The following is a 23,953-nucleotide window of genomic DNA, read 5'->3' as shown; positions in this document are numbered from 1 at the left end:
TGGATCGAACTGGGCCATCGGTCCCCGACATACGACGACGCCCAACGGCGCCAGGTCCTGGATAAGCAAGGATCGCGCCGAAGAGCCCCCCGGCACGAAGCAAGCTCTATAACTTGCCGATCCCACATTGGGAAGCAGGTTCGTTACAAACGGTTAAGCCCGGTGATGCCTTTGGGTAAAAACCTTGGCGGTAGGTATTCCGACGTAGGTCCTGACAGTCTATCGCCAAGCTATGGATCGCTTTGCTTCAACGATGAACCCGTGTGAGCCCCCCTTCCGTCGCCCCTGCATTCTACGTGACACTGGCGCCACTTCATGTGGCGTTCGCGCAACGCGCATTGCGGTCATCTGGTCTCGGTTCGTGCTGAAGCTGAGCCTTGCGCTTCCCGCCGTGTCGCGGTCGCGGGCGTGACGGACACGCCCGCCCAGCCCCCGCGCGAAACGCCCCGGGGACCGCGTCGTCGCCTGGCGGCGAGGGTCGCCGCCGGGTTACTGATCCTGCTGATGCTCGTCGCCGGCGTCGCCTGGCTGAACCGACGTGCCGCCGCGCGGGAGGTGCTGGTCGGCTGGCTGGACCGCCGCGGGATCGAGGCCGACGTCACCATCCAGCGGCTGGAGCTGACGGGGTTCGTCGGCAGGGTCCGAATCGGTGACGCCTCCAATCCGGACGTCACTGTGGAGAGGGTCGAGGTGGACTATGCGCTGGGCCTGCCCTGGTCGCGACAGGGGCTGGGGGTCACGCCGTCCCGCATCCGCCTGGTGCGGCCGGTCGTCCGCGCCAGCTGGAAGGCCGGCAAACTGTCGCTGGGTTCGCTGGACCCGCTGGTCGAGGAATTCACCGGGCGCCCCGCCCGCCCCGACAGCCGCGGCCCCCTGATGCTGGTCGAGGGCGGGAGGCTTCGGCTCGACACGGAATACGGTCCCCTGTCGCTGCTGGGCGACGCCCGGATCGACGACGGCCAGCTGATGCGGCTGTCGGCCCGCATGCCCGCCGCCGCCCTGAAGAGCGGAGCGACCGAGGCGAGGGGTCTGGGCGGCCGGCTGGAGCTGACCACGACCGGCGATCGTATGGCCGTGAGCACCGACCTCGCGGCCGAGGGTCTGACCCTGGCCGGGGCGGAGGGCCAGGGTCTGTCGCTGAAGGCGACCGGAAACCTGCCCTACCCCGACCTGAAAACGCGCCGCGGCGACGGTCGGGCCGTCCTCGATCTGGCGCTCAAGGGCCGGCGCATGACGGTCGGCGACGTCAGCACCACCAACGCCGACCTCACGCTCAGGCTGAACGGTGCCGTCACCGGCTGGATCGAGACCTTCGGCTTCACGGGATCGTCGGATGCGCGCCTGACCGCCGGTCACTTCGCCAGCCCCGCCCTGTCGGCGCAAAACGCCACCGTCGTCACGACCGCGGCCCGGCTGAACCTGGCGCGGAGCGGTCAAGGCCTGGACGCGCGGTTCGAAGGTCCGGCGACCCTGACCGCCGCCGCAGGCCGCGCCGCCGATTTCGACCTGACCCGCGTGGCGCTCTCCGCGCCCAAACTGACCGTGGCGACGCGAAACGGTCGCACGACCGCCGGCGGCAGCGTTCAGGCATCGCTGGGGCGCTTCGCCTTCGACACCCTGTCGCTCGACGCCGTGTCGGGGCGGATGGCGTTGGACTATGTCTCGGATCGGACCGAGGCCCTGGTGCTGACCGGCGGGGTCTCGGCGCGCGACGGCCGCTGGCCCCTGTTCGGCCCGGTCGGCCCCGAGGATGTGCCGGAACTGGCCGGGATGAAGCGCGCCCTGGGGGCCTTCACTTTGCAGGCGACGTCGGTCCGCGTCGGGTCGGGCGCGGCCGGTCTGGCCATCGCCCTGACCGCGCCCGCCCGCCTTCTCCCGGCCAATGGAGGCGTTTTAACGCTTAATCCCGTCGCTCGGCCGGTCTTCGCGGCCGCCCCGGGCCAGAGGGGCGGCGGAGCCCTGACCCTGACGGCCACGCGCGGCCAGGGCCTGCCGGACGCGACCTTCGCGGTCCCGGACTGGCGGCTGACGGCCGGGGGCTTCCAGGCCACGCTGGACGGGCGGGCCGCGCTCGACTTCGGCCTGGCGCGCGGCCTGACGGTCCGCACCCGCGGCGTCCTGGCCACGAACGCCGGCCGACTGACCTACACCGCCCAGGGCTGCCTGCCCCTGACCCTGGCGCGGCTGGACCTGGAGGAAAACGACGTCATCGATGTCTCCGGCCGCCTGTGCCCCACCGCAGGACCGCTGGTGGTGTCGCAGGACGGCCGCTGGCGCGCGACGGGCCGGATCGAGGGGATCGCCGCCTCGGCGCCCTTCCTCGCCCTCGCGTTCGCCGAGGCAACCGGCAGCGTCGTCGCCACCGGCGCCGCCTCGGGGCTGGGGCTGGAGGCCACGATCGCCTCGGTGAGCATCGACGACACGACCCGTCCGCGCCGCTTCAACACCCTGACCGGATCCGGATCGGCGCGACTGGCCGACGAGCAGTGGGCCGGGAGTTTCGACCTGGCGCGCAGCGGCAACATCCTGGGACGGATGACCCTGGCCCACGACGGCCTGAGCGGCACGGGCGGTGTCGTCATCGACGCGCCGTCGCTGGTCTTCGCCGAGGGCGGCCTGCAGCCCGCCGACCTCAGCCCGCTGGTCCAGGACATCATCCGCCCGCCCGCCACCGGATCGGCCGCCTTCACCGGCCGGATCGACTGGCGCGAGGACCTGCCCGAGGGCTCGAGTTCGGGCCGCCTGGTCGTCCCAGGCCTGGATTTCGTCAGCCCGGCCGGGCCGGTGAAGGGGCTGAGCGGCACCATCGACTTCACCCGGCTGGACCCGCTGACCACCGCGCCCGGTCAGTCCCTGAAGATCGCGACCCTGGAGTCGATCGCCCCCCTGACCGACATGACTCTGGCCTTCCAGCTGGACGAGGCGGCCGTCGCGATCTCCGGCGGGCGCATCAATGCGGCGGGCGGCACCGTCAGCATCGAGCCGTTCTCGCTGCCGTTGGACGGACGCCCCTTCTCGGGCGTCATCGTGCTTGACCGGGTGCAGCTGGGCGACCTGATCGCCGGCTCAGGCTTCGGCGACAAGGTCAAGCTGGACGCCGTGGTCTCCGGCCGCCTGCCCTTCACCCGCGATCCCCAGACGGGCGTGCGGATCGTCGCCGGCAGTCTGTTCGCCGCCCAGCCCGGCCGGCTGTCGATCCAGCGCACCGCCCTGAGCGACCTGGAGGCGGGCGGCGGCGGCGCGGTGCCGCCCAATACGGTCGAGGACCTGGCCTATCAGGCGATGGAGAACCTGGCCTTTGACGTGCTGACCGCCGACGTGAACAGCCTGGACGAGGGCCGGGTCGGGGTCCTGTTCCGCATCCGGGGTCGCCACGATCCGCCCCAGCGGCAGGAGCTGCGCCTGACCCTGGCCGAGCTGATCAGCCGGGAGTTCCTGAACCGGCCCCTGCCCCTGCCGTCCAACACCGGCATCGACCTGACGCTGGACACGACGCTGAACCTGAACCAGCTTGTTTCCGACCTGCTGGCGATCAATCGGGCGCGATCGGGCGGGGACACCCCCTCGGACGCACCGAACGAAACCCAGCCTTGACCGTTCAGACCCCGTTCACCGCCTGCGGCGCACACCGGTGTCAGCTTATCGAAGACGCCGACGGAGATTCCCGGATGACCCTTCCTTCCCGCCTGACCCGGCCCCTGCTGCTGGCGATGGGCACGGCCGTCCTGCTCGGCGGCTGCACCCCGACGATCCGGCTTCAGGTGGATCCGATCCAGATCTATGCCAAGTTGGACGCCGACGTGCGCGTGCGGCTGGATCAGGAACTGCGCGACCTGCTGACCGAAAACCCCAATCTGTTCTAATGGAAAAGACCCACCCCATGTCTCTTCGCAAGATGTTCGTCGTCGGTGCCGCCGTCGTCGCCCTGGGCGTCGCCGCGGGCGCCGCCATGGCCCAGACTTCGGCGCAGAAGGCCACGATCGATGCCGCCAAGGCCCAGGGCGTCGTCGGCGAGCAGGCTGACGGCTTCCTGGGGATCCGCACCTCGGGCGCCGATCCCGCCCTGCAGGCCGCGGTGACCACCACCAACGCCGCCCGGCGCGAAGCCTATGCCGCCAGCGCCCGGCAGGCCGGCACGACCCCTGACGTCGCCGGAGCGCGGATGTTCGAAAGCCAGTTGATGCCCCGCATCGCCACCGGCCAGTGGTATCGCAACAGCGCCGGACAGTGGGTCCAGCGCTGATTGTGACGCAGGCCGGGCGGCCGCGGATGTGCTAAGGACAAGCGCATGGTCGCCCGCCTTGCCCGTCTATCCCTGATCACCGTGCTCGGCCTGGCCATCTCGGCCGGGGCCACCTGGGGTCTGAGCCTGTTCTGGATCGCGATCGGTGGCGGGGCCCTGCCCTTGCACGGATGGATCGCCATGGGGCTGGGCATCCTCGGCACCGTGGGCCTGACCTATGGCCTGATGGCCCTGGCCTTCAAATCACACCGCGAGGGCTGGGACGACCGGGTGGACAACACCCTGGATCCCGGCCGCGACACCTCGGACGACCGCTAGCTACGTGGCCGGCGGCGCGTTCGGCGTCGAGGATTCAGGCGGGGCCGGACGGAACAGCAGCGCCGCGATCAAGCCGTCTTCGTTGAGACCGATCATCCACTGGGTCGCGGCCTCGTCGAAGACGACCAGAAACTGACCCGTGCCGTCCTCGGAGCCCAGGGCCTCGACGCTCTGGACGGCCCCGAATCCGACCAGGATCGGCTGAAGGGTCGCGATCTGACCCTTCAGCCGACCCGCCAGGTCGGCCGTGTACAGGGTGGTGTCGACCTCACCGGCGCGCAGCTGTTCGATCACGGCCCGCAGCGTGGCCTCCGCCACCGCCACCTCGGTCGGGGCCGCCGCAGGCGCGGCGGGTGCCGCCGGAGCGACCGGCGCGGCAACGGGCGCATCGAAACTATTGGGCAAGGTCGCGGCCGCGCCGCTGGAAGGGGCCAGCGATCGGCTCTGGGCCGACGGCAGGGTCTGGGCCATCGCCGGGGCTGCCAGCGCCGAGAGGGCGGCGGTGAACATCAGGACGGCGCGGGGGGACAGGGTCATGCGAGGGCTCCGGGACATCAGCCCATGATCCGGGTCCAAAGCGACAGAACAAGGGCGGCCCCGGCCATGACGGTCGCGGCGGTGACGCCGACGACCATCCAGATCGGCGTATGGGCACGCTCCACGACCACCGTCTGGGCCGCGGGGGGGTCCTGCACCAGCCGCGACAGGGCCCGGGCCCCGGCCCAGACCTCCCGCAACCCGTCGCGCACCTGGGCCTTGGGCCCCAGCTCGCGCGTGATCCAGCGCTCGACCACCGGCTGGGCCGCCGACCACAGGTCGTGGTCCGGGTTCAGCCGCCGCGCCACGCCCTCGACCGAGACCATGGTCTTCTGCAGCAGGATCAGCTCGGGCCGCAGGTGCATGTCGAACAGGGCGGTGATCTCGAACAGCTGGCCCAGCAGCCGGCCCATCGACACCTGGGACGCGGCCCGGCCGATCACCGGCTCGCCCACCGCCCGCAGGGCCTGGGCGAAGGCCTCGACCGAATGGTGCGGCGGCACATAGCCGGCCTCGAAATGCACCCGGGCGATCCGGGCGTAGTCGCGCGTTAGGAAGCCCCACAGGATCTCGGCCAGGTAGCGCCGCTCGCCTTCCCCCAGCCGGCCGATGATGCCGAAATCGACCGCGGTCAGCTCGGCCGGGGCATAGGCGAACAGATTGCCCTCGTGCAGGTCGGCGTGAAAGGTGCCGTAGTCCAGCGCCTGGACCAGGAAGGCGCGCACGACATTGTCGGCCAGGGCGTCGATGTCCAGGCCCGGCTGAAGGATCGTCTCCGGATCGGTCATGGGCATGCCGACGGCCCATTCCAGCGTCAGGACCCGCTTGCCCACCCCGTCCCAGATCACCTTGGGCGCCGACATATGGGCCCCGTCGGCGCGGGCCTTGTCCATGATGTCGTGCAGCTCGGACGCCGCGGCGGCCTCCAGCCGCATGTCCAGTTCCAGATACATCGACCGGGCCACTGTCTCGACGAAGGCCTCGGGCTCCAGCCGGCGCGAGGCGGGGACGAGGCGGTGCACCATCCGCGCGGCCAGGCGCATGGCGTCCAGCCCGGTGGTGACGCGGCGCTCGACGCCGGGCCGCAGCACCTTGACCGCGACCTTGCGCCCGTCGGCGAGCCAGGCCGGGTGGGCCTGGGCCAGGGACGCCGCCCCGATCGGATCGCCGAAATCGGTGAACAGGCTCTCGACCGGGCGGCCGATCGAGCGCTCGACCTCGCGCCGTGCCTGTTCGGTCGGGAACGGCGGCAGCTTGTCCTTCAGCCGACCCAGATCCCGGGCGAACTCGATGCCGAAGATGTCGGCGCGGGTGGCCATGACCTGGCCCAGCTTGATGGCCACGGGCCCCAGGGTCTCGAACGCCCGGCCCAGCCTCTGGCCCGGACGCCCGTCGCGGCTCTCCTGACCGGCGAACAGGTGGATGAAGCCGGCGATCGGCCGGGCCCAGCCGGGCAGCAGGGGCGTCAGCTCGCGCGGCAGCAGGGCGTCGTGTTTGGCCAGGGCCCCGCCCCAGCGCAGCAGACGCCAGGTCGCCCCCAGGGGATCGCGCACGGGCACCGTGGGCGGGGGGGCGGGCGCGACCCGGTATGCGGCGGACAGGCTCAGACCGCCCACCCGAAATGGATCGCGGCGACTCCGCCGGACAGGTTGGTCACGGCGACGCGGCTGAAGCCGGCGTCCTCGATCATGGCCTTGAACGTCGCCTGGTCTGGAAAGCGGCGGATGCTTTCGACCAGATACTGATAGCTGTCGCGATCCTTGGTCACCCAGCCGCCGATGCGGGGAATGGCGTGGAAGGACCAGGCGTCATAGGCCTTGCGCACCGCCTCGGCCGTCGGCCGCGAGAACTCCAGGCAGAGAAAACGCCCGCCCGGCTTCACCACCCGCCGCGCCTCTTTCAGCGCCCCGGCGATGTCCGACACGTTGCGGATGCCGAAACTGATCGAATAGGCGTCGACCGAGGCGTCCGGGATCGGCAGGGCCATGGCGTCGCCGACGGTCCAGACCATCTCCGGCTCCCCGCCCTTCTCGACCCCCGCCAGGATCATCTCGGCATTGTAGTCCAGCACGATCACCGAGGCGTCGTCGCCGCCGCGCCGCTCCTGGGCCGCCCGCGCCATCTTGGAATAGCGCCGGGCCATGTCGCCGGTGCCGCCCGCGACGTCCAGGATGGTCTCGCCGGGCCGGGGATTCAGCTTGGCGGCGGCCGCGTCCTTCCACAGCCGATGCACGCCGCCGCTCATCAGGTCGTTCATCAGGTCGTAGCTGGAGGCCACGCTGTCGAACACGCCCCGCACCATCCGCACCTTTTCGCGCGCATCGACGTCGCGGAATCCGAACGGCGAGGTCTGGGCGGAGGGGGCTTCGGTGTCGCTCATGCTCGGGGTCTAGCGCGACGCAGGGGCCCCGTCACCGGGCTGCGGCGTCGCGGCTTCAATCTTTGGGAGGCTTGGGCAGGGGCAGGCGCAGATCCTTCATGACCCCACGGATGGAATGATAGCAGCCGCAGGCGGCGGACTCGAGCGCAGGCCGATCCAGCACCTCGACCCAGCCGCGTCCGCGCTTGATCAGTTTCCGGTTCTCCAACGCGCTGCCGACCTCCGACACCGTCGCCCGCCGCACCCCCAGCATGCCGGCGATGTCGGCCTGGGTCAGGTCGAACCGGGCGGCATCGGCGCGGTCGTGCAGGGTCAGCAGCCAGCGCGCCAGACGTTCATCCAGCCGGTGCTGGGCGTTGCAGGCGGCGGTCTGCTGCACCTGGGCGAACAGGCCTTCGGTGAATTTGGCCAAGGCGACACGCATCGACTCGCTTTCCGCCAGGGCGTCGGAAAAGACCTCGGCCGGGCAGCAGAAGGCGGACCCTGCGATCTGGGCGATGGCCCGGCTGGCGGCCCGGGCGTTCAGCGGGCCGCAGGTGACCCCCACCAGGCCTTCGCGGCCGATGGCGGCGGTCTCCACCAGCCGGTCCTCGGGCAGCACGGTCATCAGGCTGACGACGCCGGCGACGGGAAACCAGACCTCGTCCACCGCCTGGCCGACGTCATAGATCAGGTCGCCCTGACGGAACTGGGTTTCGTGCAGATGGGGTTCCAGGCGTTTACGGTCGACCGGCTTCAGCGCTGCGATCCACAGATTGTCCATCGAAACACCCTTCCCGCGGAACCGTGACGCTTTGAAACGCCAAGCGTTACCGTGAGTTCCTATGTCGTTCAGGGAACGGATCCGCTTCCCTCGCGTCATCTTGCCCGCGTCCGACAGCGGGGCTAGGCCTTGGCCATGAGCCGCCCCACCGTTTCCCCCGCCGACGCCATCCGGTCGCTGTCCGGATGGAGCATTGCCCCCGGCGACCGTCCCGCCATCGCGCGATCGCTGACGTTCGCCGACTTCAACACCGCCTTCGCCTTCATGACCCGCGTGGCGCTGAAGGCCGAGACGATGGATCACCATCCCGAGTGGTCGAACGTCTACAACCGCGTCGAGGTCGTGCTGACCACCCACGACGCCGGCGGGGTCACCGAGCTCGACCAGACCCTGGCCGGCTTCATCGATGCGGCCGCCCTGTCCCTGGGAGGGAAATGAGATGACGAGACCTGGACGCGTCGCCGGCAAGGCCGCCCTGATCACCGGCGCGGCCGGGGGCCTGGGCCAGGCCATGGGCTGGATGCTGGCCCGCGAGGGCGCGAAGGTCGCCCTGACGGACGTCAATCTGGCCGGCGTCCGGGCCCTGGCCGACGCCATCAACGCCGAGGTGCCGGGCGCGGCCTTCGCCTATGCCCACGACGTCACCGACGAAGCGGTCTGGATCGACGTGATCGCCGCCGGCGTCGCCGACATGGGGTCCCTGTCCATCCTGGTGAACAACGCCGGCATCGGCGGCGATCTGAAGTTCGTCGAGACCGACACGCTGGAGAACTGGCGCCGGGTCCAGGCGATCAATGTTGAGTCGATCATGCTGGGCTGCAAGCACGCGATGACGCATCTGCGCGACGCCGCCCCGGCCTCGATCGTCAACATCTCCTCGGTGGCGGGCCTGGCCGCCGCCCCCGGCATGGGGGCTTACAACGCCACCAAGGCGGCGGTGTGGATGTACACCAAGACCGTCGCGCTGGAGGCCGCCAAGATGGACTGGAACGTGCGCTGCAACTCGGTCCACCCGGTCTTCATTAAGACGCCGATCCTGGACCCCTTCATCGCCATGGCCGGCGGCGACGAGGCCAAGGCCCACGAACGGCTGACGCGGGGCATCCCCCTGAAGCGAATCGGCGAGCCCGACGACGTGGCCTGGTGCGTGCTCTACCTGGCGTCGGACGAGAGCAAGTTCGTCACCGGCTCCGAGTTCAAGATCGACGGCGGCATGCTGGCGCAGTAGCCAAGGGCGCTAGCGCACGCGACACGGTCGCGCGCTGCTTGAGCGCAGGGGCGCAAGGGCACCATCGCTCGCGACGCGGTCGAGCGAGGCGATCTCGCCCACCTTTCGGGATTGAGGCGCGCGCGGACCTGCTGTAAGGCCCTTCGTCCGGCCGCAAGGCCAGGGCGATGCACCCGTAGCTCAGCTGGATAGAGTACTGCCCTCCGAAGGCAGGGGTCAGAGGTTCGAATCCTCTCGGGTGCGCCAGCCTTTTCAACACCTTACGCACTGCTTCGGCCTTCGGCCGCACCCCTGGTCATCACATGGTCACCACGCCCGCAGGCCGTGCTGCGAACTTCACCAAAGCGTCAGTGAGGCGGGCAATCGAAGCCGTCGAGGCTGCGGGGAAGACGATTGCCGCCGTGGACTTCCCGCGAGAGGGCGGGTTTCGCCTTGTGATCGGTGACCCAGCCGCTCTGGCGCCGTCATCCCTGAACGAATGGGATGAGGTGCTGAACACCGAGCTACGGATCCACGAAGAGAAGTATGCGGCCAGAGAGGAACTGGAGCAGGCCAGAGCGCGACGGGCTGCCAGGAAAGCCCAGCAGCCCACCCGCAAGAGGTAGTTCAGCCTCGACACTGAGCCAGGGTCCAGTCGATCTCGCACTGAAGGGGCCGGGCCCCGATGAGGTCGAGGTTGTGCAGAAGATCATCGATCGCCTCTGCCTGAGCCGGAGTCAGGTTGTCGGGGATCATTGCGGCCCCTCCCCGGTCTCTGGGCTGCTGACGTCGTCCTGATCGGGCTCCCGGCCGTCATGCTCGGCACCCTCGTCCTCGCAGGCCTCGCCCTCCCCTTCGCACTCGTCTTCAAGGTCGACCCATTCCAGGCCGAGGGGCTCCGTCCGGATGGCCATGTCCTGATTGGCGGCCATGGCGAACGACAAGGAAGGTTCGAGGTCGCTGTCGCCGTCTAGCCAGTCCAGCGCCATGATCATGCGATCAATGGCAGCCACGAGCTTGTGACGGAGGCGGGCCCGGCCGACGCTGGGATGCTCGGTGACCGGGGCGTTGACGTAATAGAGGGTCATGCCATGCCCTCCAGATGCCCGACGATCTCAGCGGCCAGGCCGCCGGCGAAGACGTCTCGGTCGGTTTCCAGAAGCCGCAGCAGCAGCCGCGATTTGATCAAGAGGCCGCCGGGGCCGACAGCGGCGTGTTCGGCGATGTGGACCTCATACTGGTGCTTCTCACCCATGATGGCCGCGACCTCAGCATCGGCCTCAGCGGCGTCGGCGCGGGCGTCGCAAGCCTGAGCGGCGGCCCACCATTTGGCGAACCGTTCGTCTGTCGCGTGAGGCCTCGGGATTTTGGGCGTGGGTATGCTAGAGGCGTGTTCAGCCATGACCTGATCTCCTAAGGATCGGTTGCGGTTAGGGCCGTCGGGAAATCTCACCTTCCCGGCGGTCCGCTACTCTGATAACAGGGTAACCATGTCTGGTAAAGATACTCTGATAACAAAGAAACGAAGGGGGCCCGCGCCGACCGGTCAGGGTCAGCTTATTGGTGTGCGGCTCCAGCCTGATGCACTGGCCATGTTAGATCGTTGGATCGGCTCTCGCGGCAAAGACGAGAGCCGCCCAGAGGCAATCAGAAAGTTGCTGACGCTGGCGCTGGCGGCTGAAGGGGTCGGCTAGTGGACATCGCAGCTGGGCTTGCCAGTCTGGACATGGCGATCAAGATCGCCGGTTCCCTGAAGAACGTCGAGAAGGCCTACGACCAAGTTGCGCTGAAGGGTCAGGTCATCGATCTCATGGGCGCTCTTTACGACGCCAAAGGACAGCTTCACGAAGCCGCAGCGGCGCTCGCCGAACGGGACCGGGAAATCGCGCGTCTGGTCGAGGCGCAGAAGGAGAAGGCGACCCTAGTCGAAGGCCGGCACGGCTACCTTTGGAAGGACAAAGGCGACGGAGTGAAGATCGGATATCCGGTCTGTCCATCGTGCCTCGACCGCGAAAATCATCAGGTAGAGCTGAAGCGAGACGGCAACGCGAGGGCCGCTCAATGTCCGCGATGCGACAAGAAGTTTGCGCCCGTCGAGTACTACAGCGAACCGAAGCTCGATGGCAGTCAGACGACTGCCTCTGACGAGGCTGAGGCGAAAAGCCGAGCCGACACTGCGCTAATCCATTCCCAATTTCGCCGTTTGGGTAAGGATCTAGCCTAGCCTAGCCCGCCGGCGGCGGAGGAGGCTCCGAGGATTCCAGCTACCAGGCCTGCCGTTGAACTATCCGAGGCACCTAGGCCCGGTCGTCGCCATCCACGCTATTCTGAAAGAGAAGCTCAATGCCGGACGATGAAATAGCCCAGCGCCTGCGAGACTTCCGCGAGCAGCTGGAGGCCGAGGTTTGGCCAGCCGCGACTGAAGCGGCGGCCGAGTACCACGTCGACCAGGTCACGCACCTGGTTCAGTTAAAGGCGCGGATCGATGCCCTGACCTGGGCCATTGATCACCGACCACGCGAAAGGGCGAAGATCGGCTTCTGACGCCCCGCCGCGGGGCTCCAAGTGGCTCCCTCCGTTTTGAGGGCTCCTCGGCTTTTCCTCAAAGCTGAGGGAAAGCCGGCAGCCACAGCTATGCAATGCCCACCCACTCCAGCTTCCAACGTCCTGAGCCATAGATCGAAAGAAACACCGATGTCTAATCCAATGGCTGTAGATGCCCGCATTGCCTCGATCGAGTTTTCGTTCGAGGGCCACGCCACCGTTACCTATCGCATCGAGCCGATCGAGATCGTCCAGCCCTTCCTCATCACCATCCTGGTTGAGAACGAACGGAACCCGGCCACGGCTGCTAAGCGGTCATGGGATTCGCTGACGCGGGTGTTCGACAGCCTTGCGGACAAGAACACCCCAGACTAAACCGCGAAAACGGCCACCATCGGCGGGAGCCGTTTGAGCGCTCCCATCGACAGGGACCGTTGGCAGACACCTATGGCCATGATGGCCACACCTTACGGCTCCCGGTCATCCGACTGGACTCTCGTAAAGCGAGCGCTACCACTGGGTGGGCGGAGGCTAGGAGGAGTGAGTGTACGACTGGCTGGCAGCGATCGGCGCTTACATCCTCTACTTGGTGATTGGTGGCGGCGTGTTAGGCGGTAGCGGCGGCGTCGGTTCATATGTCGCCGCTCGAAGCAGTCGCAACTGGCTTGGCTGGGCGGTCGGTCTGGCAGTGGGCTGTATTCTTTGCGCCCTGTTTTTCCCGAGCCTGATCGCACTGCACGACGTAACGTGCCGACCCTTTCCGAATGCGGACCGGTGTCAATAAGGCCGCGCCTGGACGTAGAACAGCCTCCGCTTCACGACCGAGACCAATTCAGAATGGGACAGCCAGTCATTCGCGACGGCTCAGCACGCGGTCGACCTGATCGGCCGGAATGAGCGTGCGGCCGCCGATTTTCTTGGCTCGCACATCCCCGTCCTTGATCAGTCGCCAGACGGTGGATTTCCCGAGGCTGAGCACCTTGGCGAACTCATCGACCGAATAGGCGATCTTGTTCTGCAAGAGCGGCGGCATCAACGGCAGGGCTGTTTCGGATGCTGCCTTCGCCCTTTCGATCATCTCGCTAACCGCCGCAGCCGATGCCTCAGTCGACGCCTGCAGGGCCCTGGACAGGGAAGCGGACAGCGGGCCAACCATTGCAGCCAGGCGACCATAGTCTGTCCCTGCCGCTGCGATCTCCCGCGTAACCAGGCGATCAAGCTCGTCCTGAAATGTTTCGGCCCGCGGTCCGCGCATCTTTTCTGCCTCTATCAAATCGCCAGGCTTGCCCGGCACCGAGATGCCGCATGGATCACACAAAGGCAGAACGTCCTGCGCAATGCCGGTGAAAGTCTTCTTGCCCAAGCATCATCGGTGCTTAACCTGTCGAATCGCCTTCGAGGACTTCCATGCCCGACCACGACGCTTCCGCAATCTTGGCGATGACGACGGGCATCATAGCCAACTTCGTCGCCAACAATCGGGTGTCTCCCGACGAACTTCCTGGGCTGGTCGCCGCTGTTCGCAAATCGCTGAGCGCTTTAGGAGACGCCTCGAATACCGAGCCCGATATAGCGTCTGCCCCGACCAAACGTCTCACTGCCGCTGCAGTACGCAAACTCATCACCCCAGAGGGCGTCACCTCTCTGATCGACGGACGGAAGTTCAAGTCGCTCAAGCGTCACCTGTCGAAAGCCGGCTACACACCCCAGGCCTATCGAGAAAAGTTCGGCCTTCCGTCAGACTTCCCGATGGTTCATCCCGAACACGCTGCTTTGCGGTCTGCCGTGGCGAAGGCGACGGGATTTGGGAAGGGCGCGAAAAAGCCAAGGAGCGCGCTGAGTCCGGCGGTCAAGCTAGGTCAAGCCGAGGCGTAGGTCATAGAGGCAGCCGCAACGATGCGCCGCCGACGTAGACGACTGTCGCGCGGCGGTGCACGCATTCAGGATGCGTTGGACGTTGTTCTGGAAGCGGAAACCTCCGCGACAGGCCAAGCCGACCATTGATATCGGTGACCGTCCCCGGGTCCGTTGTGCGTTCGAAGCCGCGAGGTCCACTTTCGGCGGCAGATCGAATGACCGCTCACGACCGAGGCCGTGTGAAAACGCCTCCCGATCGAGCGAATTAGCCTATCGTCCTGATGTCAGCAGGAGGTGGGTATGAGCCGCTTCGTTCAGGGTGCCGATCGCCGGCAGCAGACGCTGCTTCCCGAATGTCTCGACGACTATGTGGCCGAGGATAATCCGGTCCGGGTGGTCGACGTCTTCGTCGATGAGTTGGACCTCAAGCGGCGGATCGAACAGGTGGCCGAGCACATCGCCGGCTATCTGCAGGACCTGGACACGGCGGATCGTCACGAGGGCGAGGCCGCCGAGGCGCGGTCCGGACGGCTGGTCGAGAAGATCGATCGGCTCCGCGCCCAGATGGCGATGCTCAAGGCCATGGAGGCCGAGGTGGAGGCCTCGCCGGACGGCCAGGTCTCCCTGACCGATCCCGACGCCAGATCCATGGCCACGTCCGGCCGGGGCAGCGGCATCGTCGGCTACAACGTCCAGTCCGCCGTCGAAGGCGAGCATCACCTGATCGTGGCCCATGAGGTCGTGATGACGGGGAGCGATCGGGAGCAACTGGCCTCCATGGCGGGCAAGGCCAGGAACGCCATGGGCGTCGAGGCGCTCGATGTGCTGGCCGACCGGGGCTACTTCTCCGGCGAGGAGATCCTCGCCTGCGAGACCCTGGGCGTGACGCCCTATGTGCCCAAGCCGCTGACGTCAGGCGCCAAGGCCGCGGGTCGCTTCGGCAAGCAGGACTTCGTCTACCTGCCCGATCGGGACGTCTACCGCTGCCCGGCCGGGGCGCTGCTGCCGCGCCACATGACGACCGTCGAGAAGGGCATGACCCTGCACCGATACTGGGACCGGGCCAGTTGCACCGGCTGCTCGCTCAAGCGCCAGTGCACCCCCAGCATCGAGCGTCGGGTCACCCGCTGGGAGCATGAGGCGGTGATCGATGCGCTGCAGGTCCGGATGGACCTGGCCCCGCGCGCCATGCGCACCCGACGACGGCTGGTCGAACACCCCTTCGGCACGATCAAGGCCTGGATGGGCCACACCCACTTCCTGACCCGACGCCTCCCCAACGTGAAGACCGAGATCAGCCTCCACATCCTGGCCTACAACATGAAGCGGGTGATGGCGGTGCTCGGAACCAAGCCCCTGATGGAAGCGATCAGGGCCTGACGGAGGCGCTCCGCCCGTCGTCGCCACTTCCGCCCCGCTGGAGCCCAGCACGTTTTCACACGGCCTCGACCCGTAGCAGACGCCCAGAAGGTCTGCTGTTGGACTGTTCAATCAAGACATGTCGGGCAGATTGGATAATCGATGCTCGTCGCTTCATGAGCGGGAAACGGTCTGTGGCAGTGGAGACAGGTTTCAGTCGGGCCAATGTGTGGCGAGCTTCGACGTCTGGCGTCCCGGTCGGCCTCAGCCTTTGCGCGTGCAGCGCGGTCAGCCTTCACCTCTTCGTCAGAGAACCCCATGGGGAGACTATCGCGACGGTCGGTGAAATGTCCGTAAACCACCCGTAACGGCCATTCGGCACGTCCGCTTCTCGACATGAAAGGCCTGGCGTGATGCAGTTGCCCGATGTGCAACCTCTACAGCTACCGCAGAGGCCCGGCCGCCATCCTCGATCTGGCAAGGGCGATGAACGGCGGTGTCGGCAATCTGGAGCCGCGCGACATCTACCCCGACTATCCCGCCCCGATCGTCCGCAACGGTGCAGACGGTCAGCGCGAGCTGGTCCTGTCCCGCTGGGGCCTGCCGTCGTCGAAGAAGGCAATGTTCGACGCCGCGACGAAGAGGGCCGACAAACTGCGGGCCAAGGGGAAAGAGGTCGACTTCCCGAAGATCTTGGAGCTGGAGCCCGACAGCGGCACGACGAACGTCCGCAACACCGCGTCGTCGCACTGGAAGCCGTGGCTGTCCCCGGCCAACCGATGCCTGGTGCCCTTCACCGCCTTCAGCGAGCCCGGCCGGGATGCGGAGGGACGCTACAAGCCGATCTGGTTCCGGCTGGCCGGCGAGGATCCGGAGCCCGTAGCCTTCTTCGCCGGCGTCCACGTTCTGGCGCACACCTGCGTTCGCAAGATCAAGACAGGCGTCGAGACCTGCGACCTGTTTGCCTTCCTGACGACAGAGCCGAACGCCGAGGTCGGGGCGGTACACCCCAAGGCCATGCCGGTGATCCTGACGACTGAAGAGGAGCGCGACGTCTGGATGCGCGCGCCTTGGGATGAGGCGAAGGGGCTTCAGCGCGCGCTGCCTGACGGGGCACTGACGACATTTGTTCCCGAACGCTCCTCCTGAAATGCCAATGGCCCCGCCACGGCAGCGGGCCGAAGCCAACCCCGTCAGATAAACCGACACAGCTTCCGTCGGTATTCCGCGCGACTTGGGGCTTGGCGAACGTCGGCAGGCAAGTCAGATTGAAGGACCGGCGTACGCCCCCGTGCGGCGGTCGGCAGCCTGGGCTCGCACGGAACCGCAACTTCCTGCGAGGTCAGGCTGCCGAGGCCGTCGCTGTGGCTCCGCTTGCCCTCGCAAGCCCGCCGGTTCACCTTCAAGCGTTAGTTGAACCGGAGTGCTTATGATGCTCGTCTCAGCCCTGCTGTTTGCAGCTGTCATCCAGGCTGCACCGGTGGAAACGTCACAAGCTCCCGTCCAGGCCCCGGCCGCCCGCGCCGCAGATGAGGCCAATGCCCAAGCTGCGATCGAGGGCATGGTTCGGATCTTCACCACCGTCGGCTCCTGTGAGCGTCATCTGTCTCCCGCGCAGATCCGCGGCGTGCGCCAGGGCTTGGGTCCAGAACAAGGTCAGAGCCCGAACGCACTGCAGGCCCATCTGGAAGCCGCCTACCAAAGAGGTCGCGCCGATCAAAGCCAGTCCGCTGCCTTCTGCCATGAGGTGATGCGCGCGCTTTCGGAAAGCAAAGCGCCGGGCTGACCCAAATGGCGAAGGCCGCGACTGTCGAAGACCTAGAAGCGTTTTGGGACCTGCTGCAGGGGCGGATGGGGATGCTCCTCCGCTTGGCCGGCGCGGTCATGGCTCAGCGTATGGAAGAGCGGAAGGTTGAGTGGTCAGACCTCAGCGATGACCAGGTCATGGACCTCTTCCATTCGGCCTTTATGCAGGTCGCACCGAGCGCCTATCCGGAACTGCCCGCAGAAGAGGTCGACGAGTTGGTGCAGATGACGTTTGCCGACATAGCGATGCAGCTGAGAGCCAACGCTGAGGCGAGCGAGCGTGTGCACTAGGATGGCCGGCTAGGTCTGCCGGACACGGGTGAGCATCTCCAGCCGGCATTCCTCGGCCAAGGCTTTCATGGAGGTGCCGAAGATGGCCAGGCCACCGGCTTCCATGTCGATCTCCTCTGCACCCGCAGGCCATTCCATTTGGAGCCCGAAATGGAAGAGCCGCTCGCCGCAGTTGTGGACCGCTATGCGGACGAGCGCGACGCCATCGGTTGTGGACAGGACCTTGGGGGTCACCTGCCAGTCTGCTGTGGGTGTCGGGCTGGGCATCACAGGATCCTCCGGCTTTGGGCGTCTGCGACAGCCTCGACCACGTTGGCTTTGAAGTTTGCTCGCTCGGCGGCCAGTTCTCGGCGCAGAGCGTCGATCTCGGGCCCGGACCCGTTGACGACGATGTTAGGCGAATAGGTGGCGTTTACGACCGGCGCGGCGTTGGAGGAACCGCTGCCGCCGGTTCCAGGGCCGATGTCGCGAAACATCTGTGCCGTCGCAGCTGCATTGGTCACCTGGCCCTGGCTGCCCAGCAAGAGAAGCTCGGGGCCATGCTCGGCCATGCGGTAGTGAACGCCGTCCTGGACAGGGCCGCCAGAAGCCCGGGAGAAGCTTTTCTTCTGAGCGATGCTCGGGCCTCCGGACTTACCGCCGGTTAGCAGGCTGGCCCCGACGCTAAGCACCGTTCCCCAGAACCCGCTGTCGCCGGATTTTCCGCCGGCCCCGCCGCCGCCGCTCATCATGGTGAACAGCTGATCGAGGGCGCCATCCAGAAGACGGTTTTTGATCTCGTCGCCGATCGTCTCGCCGATCCGGCCGCTTTCGATGGCGTCAACGATATCGCGGCCGTAGCTGCGGAAGTTTTCCCTCAACCGGTTCTGTTCATTGGCGTCGAAGAGCGAGCCCTCTGCGGCTTGTCTCTGCTTCAGGCGATCGAGTTCGTTGCGCTCGTAGTCGGTGACGTTGCCGTCCTCCTTGACCTTGGCGCTGAGGATCTTCCGCTCAAGTTCCTGCTCGGCCAGGAGGATGCGGCGACCGATCTCATAGCGCTCGCGAGCAGTCCCGGCCATTTGCTCTTGGATCGATAGCAAATCGATGGCGGCCTTGTCAGCACCGACCTCATCCGCCAGCCGATCGGCTGCGAGCTTGCGGCGCTCCTCCAGGAGGATGGCAGTGTCCTTCACCTTCCCAAGTTCGTCGTGGCCGGCCTTCAGGGCGTCGACGCGAAGCTGAGCCTCTTCGCTCAAGGTGCCGTTGATCTTCAAACGCTCTTCCAGCGCCAGAATAGCGGCCCAGTTCGCCTCCTGCTCAATCTGGACGGTCGCGAGCGCCAGCGCGGTGGCGTTTTCCTCGAAGCCGCCAGGCCCGTATTTTTCGCGCAAAGCGTCTCGCTGCGCGTCTACCTCCATGCGTTGGAGGTCCGCGAGTGCACGCTCCTGTTCCCGCTGGCGCTGTTCTGCGGATCGGCCGCCGGCCCGTGGGCGAGCGGTCCGGGCACGGTCAGGCGCGTCTCGCAAAGCCCCGTTTGTCGGCTCAACGCTTGCTTCGGCCTCTCTCTGCGCGAGCTGTGCATTGATCCGGTTTAGCTGCCGAATATTGGCGTCCCACCTGTCTCGAACGCTGGGTGCGCTCTGCGCTGCCATCAGCGACATGCCCGGACCGGCAGCGCTTCCGGCGGACCCGACGACTCGCGGTGCCTCACTTGGCCGGTCGGGCAGATTGCCCCCATACTGGTTGAACAGTCGCGTGTTCTCGTCAAGCAACGCATCGCGCTGAGCCTTGAGGCCCCGCGTCGTCCGGTTTTCCAGCCCTCTCCACGAGTCGGCGACGTCGGCTATCGCGGTCGCGAGATCGGCCATCAAGCCGACGAGTTCCAGAATGACGGGCGCTAACGTGACAAACGCCGACTTCATCTGGACATCGATGATCGTCGCCATTTGTTCGAACTTCTGGTTCGCCTCGGCTCCGTTTTTGACCAATTCCGAATCCATGACGTAGCCGAGATCCAGGGCCGCCTGCATCAGCGCCTCGACCCCAGCCTGGCCTTCGCGGGTGAGCGCCGTCATCGATCCGAGGCCGATCTTGCTCGACACAGCCTGGCGCTCGGTTTCCTTATTCAGCCCGGCGAGGCGGTCGATGACGTCGCCCAGCGCGGCCTCTGCGGTGTCGTAGCCTTGCAGCTGTTCCCGGGTGAAGCCGAGGGCCTCAAACCACCTGAGAGCCCGGCCGCCCGCCTGAGCCTCCCCCAGTTTTTCCGTAAACGACTGGATGGCGGTGTCGGCATCCTCGGCCGACCCGCCCACTGAAATCATGGCGTAGCGGTACTGCTGAAGAGCGGTCGTGCCGATGGCCAGCTTGCTCGCCGCATCGTCGATCTCGTCGGCAAACGACATCGCTGCACGGGCTTGGTTGAGCCCGACAACTATCCCCGCCAGGACAACCGTCGCCGCGACCCCAGCCGCGCCAAACGCGCCAAGGGCGACGCCTGCGGAACCGGTCCGACCAGCGAAACCTTCAATGCCAGACTTCGCTTCACCAACGCCAAGAGATAGAGCGCGGATCGCAGGGTTGGCCGACTTCTGGCCGAGCGCAACCTCGGCCCACATTTTGCGACCGGAGTCTCCGATCTGGTCGAAAGTGCGACGGACGACTTCGCCACCGGAAACGAAAAGCCGAATGCCAACGCCGCCGCGCCCTGCTGTTGCGTCGGTCATGCCTGCGCTCCGGCAAACTGCATCGCGGCACGCGGTGCCGGCAGGCGTGGCACGACGGGCACCGGGTCCGGCCACCGCTCAAGAATCGACGAAAACACGCCCGAGCGGATGACCGTCGTCAGCTGGCAGAAGCCGCCCACAATGTCAGTGGAGGCCCGTTGCTCGCGCATCAGTGCCAGAGCATGTTTCTCGACGTTGACAGTCGGGGCCCAGACGTCGGTGCCCGCGCGCTCCAGTCGATCGATCGTGGCCTGATCCATCGGGGACGCGTAGGCCAAGGCGCTGTTGGAGCGCAGAGGCTTAGCCGTGAAGGCCGGCACGCCATCATCGTCGTAGCTCGCGACGGCATAGGCGATGAAGCCTTCTCGCTCCGAAAGGCCAATCAGGAGGGCATCCACCATTGTGGAGTCGCCCGGCACCGGGGTCCCTGCTGCGATGGCCGCAAGCATGGCGGTGTGCGCCTGCTGGACAGCCCTGGGGAACGCTGCGGCAAGGTCGTCGAACTCGCCCTGCACCGTACCAAGGACCACAGCCAGCAAGCCGGCAAACATTTCGGGCCCGCGGGCCGCTGCAACGGCATCCTGATGCGCCAGGATGATTGCCTTCTGCTTAAGCGCGAGGGTCTGGCCGTCGGCGAACATCCCGCCATCGGTGGCCAGATAGGCCGCGTCATCGGTGACATAAGCGATTGTAGAGGTCACGACTGCCCCCCCTTGCCGAAGAGCCGTGCGCGAGAGGCGGAGATGCCTACGTTCACGGCCGTGGTGACGACGAACGTTGCCACGGCCGAGCTGACCCCCGCGCTTACCAGCGCTCCAACAATCGGCGTGATGACCGGGTCGGCATGGGCCAGCGCAGGCATAGCGACGATGGCGGCTGCAGCCGCGAAAGCCGCCTGCCGGACGATCCTCATGGCCCGGATCATTGGCCGCCCTCCTGAGTCAGGCGGCGCATGGCGTCGACCAAGCTATAGCTTTTCCGCTCCGGCGCGGGCGCCTGGGTCTGCCGAGCCATGGCAGCCACGAGCGAATAGCGCAGGGCGGGGGTGGGGGCGGGCTTAGGCGTGGTCATCGTTCTGGATCCTTGAATGAGAGTAGAGGGCGCCGCCTTCGCCTTCCCAGGCTGGGATGGCTTGGAGCTGGTGGCGATAGGCCTGCAGGTGCCGGTCGGAGACGAGGTTGGACTCCCCGCGCCGGCCGACAGGGAATGAGTCGCTGGCCAAGATCGTGCGGGCTGAGCGCTTGCTCACACCCAACCGGGCGGCGATGGCCGCGATGCCCTTAGCTTTCGAGGCCATGGGGCACCTCCCGTTCGTTGGAGGCCACGGCGGACCAGTCGATCTGGGCCAGGCGTTCGTCATCCCAGATCGGAGCATCAGCCCAGGTGAAGCCGTCGGGCGGGGCCGTGCCCATGTCGGTCAGCAATTCGGCCGTCGCATCCATCGCGAGGAACCGGAACAGGCCGTCGATCCGCTGGGCGACATCCAGCTCGGCCCCGCATTCCCAGGCGGTCAGCCCGCCATGCGCCGCGATGCGGTTGACGTAGGCGATCAGGACGCGGGCCTCGTAAGGCAACGATTTGACTTCGCCATCCCAAGCAGCGGGCTCGTCAACGGCAACCGGCGTCGGAGCGGCTCGCGTCTCACGATCGGCGGCCTGACGGCGTGCCCGGTTGGAGAAGCGGCCGAGGCCAGCATGCATCAGCAGACGGTCTGACGCCTCGACGCTGATCTTGCCGTCCACCACGACGACCGCGCCGCGGCTCTCCCATTTCTGAACGGCGGCTTTGCTGACCCCATGCTGCTTGGCGAACGCGGGCCGGGATACGAGGGTCACGCTCATGAGCGGCAACCTCCCGCAACCGGCAACCTCAGCGGCAACCTATCTGCGGCAACCGGCAACCTGAGCAAGGATCGGTCGGCAACCGAGCAAAGCCCGCGCCGCTTGGCCAGAAGGCCGATTGGCCACCGGGATGCGTGGCAACCGGCAACCGGCAACCGACTTTCGGAGGCATAGCTGGGAAACGTACATGCCTCTGCTGCCCGTATAGCGGGGTGGGTGGGTTTCCAGGACCCGGAAGGCTGGCGAGGCTGCACAGGGGCCGATTGCAGACGACCGGTGGGTCCAGGCCCACTGCGCATCGTGGTTACCATCTCACCCGTGCCGCAATGTGGGGAGCACAGTCCCCTATGCCTGTCCTGACCCCCAACCAGATTGACCCCGACATTGAGATCGACCGCGAGTGGCGTGCGCTCTTCGGTGAACCGCTGCCTGTGCTCGGAGCACCTGACATCGCTCGTCGGCTGATCGCTGAACACCGACAGCTGATGGGTCGCGCTGCCTGACTTAGTGCCCATAGACGGCCCCCAGGCTGTCGCTGTCGGCTTCGACGATGCGGCCGGCCCATGCGTAGGACTGGTCAGGCGTCATCCCTTTAGGAGCGGAGGCCAGGACCATGCGGGCGGTGCCGATGCTCAGCGGCTTGTGGATGGCCAGAGCCAGGGCCAGGGCGAACCGGTCGCGGGCGTCATCACACTCGACGATGCCGGACCTGCGCATGGCGACGTGATCGATGGGAAGGCGCTCGGCATCCCGCTCGTTGGCGATCTCGGCAGAGCGACGGTCTGGGCTGATCATGCCGCGGCCTCCCCTGCTTCCGAGACCGGGAGGTGCTGAGTGACAGGCTCGGCATCGACTGGGGCGCTGGGCTTGAGCGGCGGGAGCGGCGTGTCTGCCAGGCGGGCAGCATGCACCGGCGGGCGGGCGGGGATGCTGACGACGACACGCTTGGGGATCTGCCGGCAGCGGTCGGCGTCGACGTACTGGATCGGGCTGCCCTCTCGGCCGCGGTAGATGCCGTCACGCACCCGGCTGGGGTCATTAACCCGGTCACCGCTGGCGTGGTGCCAGACCGGCTCGACACGGTCGGAGACGACGCGCACCGGCTCAGCAGGAATATCCCGGGCGATGGCCTCGACCGTTTCGAGTGGGGCATGCCCGGCCGGCAGGTTGGCGTTTGCCGCGGCGATGGCATCGTCGGCGTCCTGGACGATGGCAACCAGCTCGGCATAGCTTGCGGCCAAGCCGGGATAGTCCCGCGTCAAGCGGGCAGCGGCGGCCTTCCGCTTGGCCTTGGCGGCTTCACAGTTGGCCAACCTCTCGGCCTGGTCCAAGCCGCTCTCTGCCAGGGCCAGACCAGCGCGGGCCGCGGGGATGATCCGGTCATCGAAGGCGGCGATCAGGTCGCGGGCATCACGCACCCGGCGGGTAGCGGCTTCAAGCGCTCCGGCTGCGGCGGCATCGTCACCGGTCGCAGCGTCGGCCTGAGCGGCCTCGGCATTGGCCAGATCCGCGGCAGCCTTGGATCGACGCGCCTCGGCATTCGACAGAGCGCGAGCGGCGGACTCGTGCGCGACGCGGGCCAGACCGGTCGGATTGCGTTTCAGGATGTCGGTGACGGCCATGAAGTCCTCAGGATTGATCTGAGGTGAGGATGGCAGGCTGACCGAGCCCCTCAACCGTGGGGACGTTCTGGGGACAAGATTGCCCTCAATCCAGGCGACCACGTGCCTGAAGCTCCATCCGTACCACCATGATTTCGCCCAGCAGCAGGGAGATCGTCTTCCCTCCATCCCAGCGCCTGAAGGTGCAGATCCCGCGCTCTTCGAACTTCTTGACCCGCTCGACCGCCTGTTGATTGCAACGGCCATAGACGGCCTGAGCTATGGCCCGCGCCCCAATCACCTCGCGATTGAGGTCGTGGCTCCAACCGATCCGCACGATGCCGTCCAGCATCTCGGCTCGGCTCATCGTTTCCGCCCGGCCGGCAAAGTCCAGGATCTCAGACCTCAAGACCACGGCGTCGGGATCGTTGTCGTTCAATGCCGCGGGGGCTGTCACATCCTCGGTAGAGGAGCTTGCCCGCGCAACGCTGCGCTTCGTCATGG

At 66.9% G+C, this 23,953-nt stretch carries 33 protein-coding genes and 1 tRNA gene; 17 read left to right on the top strand and 17 right to left on the bottom strand.

The window, feature by feature from the left end; genetic code table 11:
- The first annotated feature begins 408 nt into the window (after window positions 1-408).
- From BZG35_RS03630 to BZG35_RS03615, 4 genes are all read left to right on the top strand, one after another.
- Window positions 409-3,594, top strand: coding sequence for a YdbH domain-containing protein (locus tag BZG35_RS03630; RefSeq protein WP_253189255.1), 3,186 nt, complete (start codon window positions 409-411; stop codon window positions 3,592-3,594).
- Between the two features lie 74 nt (window positions 3,595-3,668).
- A complete protein-coding gene (locus BZG35_RS03625) occupies window positions 3,669-3,863 on the top strand; it encodes a YnbE family lipoprotein (RefSeq protein WP_077357790.1) in 195 nt (64 codons plus the stop codon).
- Between the two features lie 17 nt (window positions 3,864-3,880).
- Window positions 3,881-4,243, top strand: a complete 363-nt coding sequence (locus BZG35_RS03620) for a YdbL family protein (protein WP_171981866.1) — start codon at window positions 3,881-3,883, stop codon at window positions 4,241-4,243.
- Window positions 4,244-4,288: 45 nt separating this feature from the next.
- Window positions 4,289-4,561 carry a hypothetical protein gene (locus BZG35_RS03615; protein ID WP_077354405.1) on the top strand — a complete coding sequence of 91 codons (273 nt, stop codon included), beginning with the start codon at window positions 4,289-4,291 and terminating at the stop codon, window positions 4,559-4,561.
- Here BZG35_RS03615 and BZG35_RS17835 read toward each other — a convergent pair whose 3' ends face one another.
- Genes BZG35_RS17835 through BZG35_RS03595 form a run of 4 tightly spaced genes read right to left on the bottom strand, consistent with a single transcriptional unit; the run spans window position 4,562 to window position 8,241 of the window.
- A complete protein-coding gene (locus BZG35_RS17835; protein ID WP_077354404.1) occupies window positions 4,562-5,098 on the bottom strand; it encodes a hypothetical protein in 537 nt (178 codons plus the stop codon).
- Window positions 5,099-5,115: 17 nt separating this feature from the next.
- The gene (gene ubiB, locus BZG35_RS03605) at window positions 5,116-6,714 is read right to left on the bottom strand and encodes a 2-polyprenylphenol 6-hydroxylase (RefSeq protein WP_150125918.1); all 1,599 of its coding nucleotides are present in this window, start codon (window positions 6,712-6,714) and stop codon (window positions 5,116-5,118) included.
- Window positions 6,702-7,478 (bottom strand): class I SAM-dependent methyltransferase, encoded by a 777-nt coding sequence (locus BZG35_RS03600; protein WP_077354403.1) that lies wholly within the window; start codon window positions 7,476-7,478, stop codon window positions 6,702-6,704. The genes ubiB and BZG35_RS03600 overlap by 13 nt, the downstream gene beginning before the upstream one ends.
- Window positions 7,479-7,533: 55 nt before the next feature.
- Entirely contained in the window at window positions 7,534-8,241 is a 708-nt protein-coding gene (locus BZG35_RS03595) for a Crp/Fnr family transcriptional regulator (protein WP_077354402.1), read from the bottom strand.
- A 135-nt stretch (window positions 8,242-8,376) separates the two neighbouring features.
- Between BZG35_RS03595 and BZG35_RS03590 the strand changes: the two genes are divergently transcribed.
- From BZG35_RS03590 to BZG35_RS03575, 4 genes are all read left to right on the top strand, one after another.
- Entirely contained in the window at window positions 8,377-8,679 is a 303-nt protein-coding gene (locus BZG35_RS03590; protein WP_077354401.1) for a 4a-hydroxytetrahydrobiopterin dehydratase, read from the top strand.
- 1 nt (window position 8,680) lies between these two features.
- Window positions 8,681-9,469: an SDR family oxidoreductase gene (locus BZG35_RS03585; RefSeq protein WP_077354400.1), complete on the top strand. Its 789-nt coding sequence runs from the start codon at window positions 8,681-8,683 to the stop codon at window positions 9,467-9,469.
- A gap of 169 nt (window positions 9,470-9,638) precedes the next feature.
- Window positions 9,639-9,715, top strand: a tRNA-Arg gene (locus tag BZG35_RS03580).
- 56 nt (window positions 9,716-9,771) lie between these two features.
- On the top strand, window positions 9,772-10,074 hold the full coding sequence (locus tag BZG35_RS03575; protein ID WP_150125917.1) for a hypothetical protein: 303 nt from the start codon (window positions 9,772-9,774) through the stop codon (window positions 10,072-10,074).
- Between the two features lies 1 nt (window position 10,075).
- On the opposite strand, the gene BZG35_RS18295 is transcribed toward BZG35_RS03575, so the two are convergent.
- Genes BZG35_RS18295 through BZG35_RS03565 form a run of 3 tightly spaced genes read right to left on the bottom strand, consistent with a single transcriptional unit; the run spans window position 10,076 to window position 10,850 of the window.
- The gene (locus BZG35_RS18295; protein ID WP_256364136.1) at window positions 10,076-10,204 is read right to left on the bottom strand and encodes a hypothetical protein; all 129 of its coding nucleotides are present in this window, start codon (window positions 10,202-10,204) and stop codon (window positions 10,076-10,078) included.
- Complete coding sequence (locus tag BZG35_RS03570) at window positions 10,201-10,536, bottom strand: hypothetical protein (RefSeq protein WP_077354398.1); 336 nt, start codon at window positions 10,534-10,536, stop codon at window positions 10,201-10,203. The genes BZG35_RS18295 and BZG35_RS03570 overlap by 4 nt, the downstream gene beginning before the upstream one ends.
- The gene (locus tag BZG35_RS03565; RefSeq protein ID WP_077354397.1) at window positions 10,533-10,850 is read right to left on the bottom strand and encodes a hypothetical protein; all 318 of its coding nucleotides are present in this window, start codon (window positions 10,848-10,850) and stop codon (window positions 10,533-10,535) included. Before BZG35_RS03565 ends, BZG35_RS03570 begins: the two co-directional genes overlap by 4 nt.
- Window positions 10,851-11,141: 291 nt before the next feature.
- Here BZG35_RS03565 and BZG35_RS03555 point away from each other — a divergent pair, with 291 nt between their 5' ends.
- The 4 genes from BZG35_RS03555 (at window position 11,142) to BZG35_RS17515 (ending at window position 12,776) form a co-directional block, all read left to right on the top strand.
- Complete coding sequence (locus BZG35_RS03555; RefSeq protein ID WP_077354395.1) at window positions 11,142-11,672, top strand: hypothetical protein; 531 nt, start codon at window positions 11,142-11,144, stop codon at window positions 11,670-11,672.
- Between the two features lie 119 nt (window positions 11,673-11,791).
- Window positions 11,792-11,992, top strand: a complete 201-nt coding sequence (locus BZG35_RS03550; protein ID WP_077354394.1) for a hypothetical protein — start codon at window positions 11,792-11,794, stop codon at window positions 11,990-11,992.
- A gap of 150 nt (window positions 11,993-12,142) precedes the next feature.
- Entirely contained in the window at window positions 12,143-12,367 is a 225-nt protein-coding gene (locus BZG35_RS03545; protein WP_150125915.1) for a hypothetical protein, read from the top strand.
- A 169-nt stretch (window positions 12,368-12,536) separates the two neighbouring features.
- The gene (locus tag BZG35_RS17515) at window positions 12,537-12,776 is read left to right on the top strand and encodes a hypothetical protein (protein WP_150125914.1); all 240 of its coding nucleotides are present in this window, start codon (window positions 12,537-12,539) and stop codon (window positions 12,774-12,776) included.
- A gap of 66 nt (window positions 12,777-12,842) precedes the next feature.
- Here BZG35_RS17515 and BZG35_RS03540 read toward each other — a convergent pair whose 3' ends face one another.
- Window positions 12,843-13,355, bottom strand: a complete 513-nt coding sequence (locus tag BZG35_RS03540) for a helix-turn-helix domain-containing protein (protein ID WP_077354392.1) — start codon at window positions 13,353-13,355, stop codon at window positions 12,843-12,845.
- 44 nt (window positions 13,356-13,399) lie between these two features.
- Between BZG35_RS03540 and BZG35_RS03535 the strand changes: the two genes are divergently transcribed.
- The 5 genes from BZG35_RS03535 (at window position 13,400) to BZG35_RS03515 (ending at window position 17,305) form a co-directional block, all read left to right on the top strand.
- Complete coding sequence (locus BZG35_RS03535) at window positions 13,400-13,867, top strand: MucR family transcriptional regulator (RefSeq protein WP_077354391.1); 468 nt, start codon at window positions 13,400-13,402, stop codon at window positions 13,865-13,867.
- Between the two features lie 282 nt (window positions 13,868-14,149).
- Window positions 14,150-15,229: a transposase gene (locus BZG35_RS03530; RefSeq protein WP_253189254.1), complete on the top strand. Its 1,080-nt coding sequence runs from the start codon at window positions 14,150-14,152 to the stop codon at window positions 15,227-15,229.
- A gap of 405 nt (window positions 15,230-15,634) precedes the next feature.
- Window positions 15,635-16,357 (top strand): SOS response-associated peptidase, encoded by a 723-nt coding sequence (locus BZG35_RS03525; RefSeq protein ID WP_077354389.1) that lies wholly within the window; start codon window positions 15,635-15,637, stop codon window positions 16,355-16,357.
- Window positions 16,358-16,637: 280 nt separating this feature from the next.
- Window positions 16,638-16,994: a hypothetical protein gene (locus tag BZG35_RS17510; RefSeq protein ID WP_150125913.1), complete on the top strand. Its 357-nt coding sequence runs from the start codon at window positions 16,638-16,640 to the stop codon at window positions 16,992-16,994.
- Between the two features lie 5 nt (window positions 16,995-16,999).
- A complete protein-coding gene (locus BZG35_RS03515) occupies window positions 17,000-17,305 on the top strand; it encodes a hypothetical protein (protein ID WP_077354387.1) in 306 nt (101 codons plus the stop codon).
- Window positions 17,306-17,314: 9 nt separating this feature from the next.
- Here BZG35_RS03515 and BZG35_RS03510 read toward each other — a convergent pair whose 3' ends face one another.
- From BZG35_RS03510 to BZG35_RS03470, 9 genes are all read right to left on the bottom strand, one after another.
- The gene (locus tag BZG35_RS03510; protein ID WP_077354386.1) at window positions 17,315-17,572 is read right to left on the bottom strand and encodes a hypothetical protein; all 258 of its coding nucleotides are present in this window, start codon (window positions 17,570-17,572) and stop codon (window positions 17,315-17,317) included.
- Window positions 17,572-20,007, bottom strand: a complete 2,436-nt coding sequence (locus tag BZG35_RS03505; protein WP_150125912.1) for a hypothetical protein — start codon at window positions 20,005-20,007, stop codon at window positions 17,572-17,574. The genes BZG35_RS03510 and BZG35_RS03505 overlap by 1 nt, the downstream gene beginning before the upstream one ends.
- The gene (locus tag BZG35_RS03500; protein WP_077354384.1) at window positions 20,004-20,708 is read right to left on the bottom strand and encodes a hypothetical protein; all 705 of its coding nucleotides are present in this window, start codon (window positions 20,706-20,708) and stop codon (window positions 20,004-20,006) included. Before BZG35_RS03500 ends, BZG35_RS03505 begins: the two co-directional genes overlap by 4 nt.
- Window positions 20,705-20,932: a hypothetical protein gene (locus BZG35_RS03495; protein WP_077354383.1), complete on the bottom strand. Its 228-nt coding sequence runs from the start codon at window positions 20,930-20,932 to the stop codon at window positions 20,705-20,707. Before BZG35_RS03495 ends, BZG35_RS03500 begins: the two co-directional genes overlap by 4 nt.
- Window positions 20,929-21,078, bottom strand: coding sequence for a hypothetical protein (locus BZG35_RS17830; RefSeq protein WP_171981865.1), 150 nt, complete (start codon window positions 21,076-21,078; stop codon window positions 20,929-20,931). Before BZG35_RS17830 ends, BZG35_RS03495 begins: the two co-directional genes overlap by 4 nt.
- 209 nt (window positions 21,079-21,287) lie before the next feature.
- The gene (locus tag BZG35_RS03485; protein ID WP_150125911.1) at window positions 21,288-21,848 is read right to left on the bottom strand and encodes a hypothetical protein; all 561 of its coding nucleotides are present in this window, start codon (window positions 21,846-21,848) and stop codon (window positions 21,288-21,290) included.
- 504 nt (window positions 21,849-22,352) lie between these two features.
- Window positions 22,353-22,643 (bottom strand): hypothetical protein, encoded by a 291-nt coding sequence (locus tag BZG35_RS03480; protein ID WP_077354380.1) that lies wholly within the window; start codon window positions 22,641-22,643, stop codon window positions 22,353-22,355.
- Window positions 22,640-23,470 (bottom strand): hypothetical protein, encoded by an 831-nt coding sequence (locus tag BZG35_RS03475; protein WP_077354379.1) that lies wholly within the window; start codon window positions 23,468-23,470, stop codon window positions 22,640-22,642. Before BZG35_RS03475 ends, BZG35_RS03480 begins: the two co-directional genes overlap by 4 nt.
- Window positions 23,471-23,555: 85 nt before the next feature.
- On the bottom strand, window positions 23,556-23,951 hold the full coding sequence (locus tag BZG35_RS03470; RefSeq protein ID WP_077354378.1) for a hypothetical protein: 396 nt from the start codon (window positions 23,949-23,951) through the stop codon (window positions 23,556-23,558).
- Window positions 23,952-23,953: the final 2 nt, after the last annotated feature.

This window comes from Brevundimonas sp. LM2 (assembly GCF_002002865.1).
Lineage (GTDB): Bacteria > Pseudomonadota > Alphaproteobacteria > Caulobacterales > Caulobacteraceae > Brevundimonas.
Note: the sequence above shows the minus strand (reverse complement) of the source record. Positions and strands in the feature narration are given on the sequence as shown.

Bases quoted from the DNA above. Each gene is read 5' to 3' on its own strand.
- BZG35_RS03525 (WP_077354389.1), top strand. From the start codon at position 15,635: ATGTGCAACCTCTACAGCTACCGCAGAGGCCCGGCCGCCATCCTCGAT.
- BZG35_RS03530 (WP_253189254.1), top strand. From the start codon at position 14,150: ATGAGCCGCTTCGTTCAGGGTGCCGATCGCCGGCAGCAGACGCTGCTT.
- BZG35_RS03550 (WP_077354394.1), top strand. From the start codon at position 11,792: ATGCCGGACGATGAAATAGCCCAGCGCCTGCGAGACTTCCGCGAGCAG.
- BZG35_RS03585 (WP_077354400.1), top strand. From the start codon at position 8,681: ATGACGAGACCTGGACGCGTCGCCGGCAAGGCCGCCCTGATCACCGGC.
- BZG35_RS03475 (WP_077354379.1), bottom strand. From the start codon at position 23,470: ATGGCCGTCACCGACATCCTGAAACGCAATCCGACCGGTCTGGCCCGC.
- BZG35_RS03615 (WP_077354405.1), top strand. From the start codon at position 4,289: ATGGTCGCCCGCCTTGCCCGTCTATCCCTGATCACCGTGCTCGGCCTG.
- BZG35_RS03515 (WP_077354387.1), top strand. From the start codon at position 17,000: ATGGCGAAGGCCGCGACTGTCGAAGACCTAGAAGCGTTTTGGGACCTG.
- BZG35_RS03620 (WP_171981866.1), top strand. From the start codon at position 3,881: ATGTCTCTTCGCAAGATGTTCGTCGTCGGTGCCGCCGTCGTCGCCCTG.
- BZG35_RS03480 (WP_077354380.1), bottom strand. From the start codon at position 22,643: ATGATCAGCCCAGACCGTCGCTCTGCCGAGATCGCCAACGAGCGGGAT.
- BZG35_RS17510 (WP_150125913.1), top strand. From the start codon at position 16,638: ATGATGCTCGTCTCAGCCCTGCTGTTTGCAGCTGTCATCCAGGCTGCA.
- BZG35_RS03470 (WP_077354378.1), bottom strand. From the start codon at position 23,951: ATGACGAAGCGCAGCGTTGCGCGGGCAAGCTCCTCTACCGAGGATGTG.
- BZG35_RS03505 (WP_150125912.1), bottom strand. From the start codon at position 20,007: ATGACCGACGCAACAGCAGGGCGCGGCGGCGTTGGCATTCGGCTTTTC.
- BZG35_RS03485 (WP_150125911.1), bottom strand. From the start codon at position 21,848: ATGAGCGTGACCCTCGTATCCCGGCCCGCGTTCGCCAAGCAGCATGGG.
- BZG35_RS18295 (WP_256364136.1), bottom strand. From the start codon at position 10,204: ATGATCCCCGACAACCTGACTCCGGCTCAGGCAGAGGCGATCGATGAT.
- BZG35_RS03595 (WP_077354402.1), bottom strand. From the start codon at position 8,241: ATGGACAATCTGTGGATCGCAGCGCTGAAGCCGGTCGACCGTAAACGC.
- BZG35_RS03570 (WP_077354398.1), bottom strand. From the start codon at position 10,536: ATGACCCTCTATTACGTCAACGCCCCGGTCACCGAGCATCCCAGCGTC.
- BZG35_RS03590 (WP_077354401.1), top strand. From the start codon at position 8,377: ATGAGCCGCCCCACCGTTTCCCCCGCCGACGCCATCCGGTCGCTGTCC.
- BZG35_RS03495 (WP_077354383.1), bottom strand. From the start codon at position 20,932: ATGATCCGGGCCATGAGGATCGTCCGGCAGGCGGCTTTCGCGGCTGCA.
- BZG35_RS17830 (WP_171981865.1), bottom strand. From the start codon at position 21,078: ATGACCACGCCTAAGCCCGCCCCCACCCCCGCCCTGCGCTATTCGCTC.
- BZG35_RS03575 (WP_150125917.1), top strand. From the start codon at position 9,772: ATGGTCACCACGCCCGCAGGCCGTGCTGCGAACTTCACCAAAGCGTCA.
- BZG35_RS17835 (WP_077354404.1), bottom strand. From the start codon at position 5,098: ATGACCCTGTCCCCCCGCGCCGTCCTGATGTTCACCGCCGCCCTCTCG.
- BZG35_RS03625 (WP_077357790.1), top strand. From the start codon at position 3,669: ATGACCCTTCCTTCCCGCCTGACCCGGCCCCTGCTGCTGGCGATGGGC.
- BZG35_RS03600 (WP_077354403.1), bottom strand. From the start codon at position 7,478: ATGAGCGACACCGAAGCCCCCTCCGCCCAGACCTCGCCGTTCGGATTC.
- BZG35_RS03535 (WP_077354391.1), top strand. From the start codon at position 13,400: ATGCCCGACCACGACGCTTCCGCAATCTTGGCGATGACGACGGGCATC.
- BZG35_RS03510 (WP_077354386.1), bottom strand. From the start codon at position 17,572: ATGCCCAGCCCGACACCCACAGCAGACTGGCAGGTGACCCCCAAGGTC.
- BZG35_RS03565 (WP_077354397.1), bottom strand. From the start codon at position 10,850: ATGGCTGAACACGCCTCTAGCATACCCACGCCCAAAATCCCGAGGCCT.
- BZG35_RS03545 (WP_150125915.1), top strand. From the start codon at position 12,143: ATGTCTAATCCAATGGCTGTAGATGCCCGCATTGCCTCGATCGAGTTT.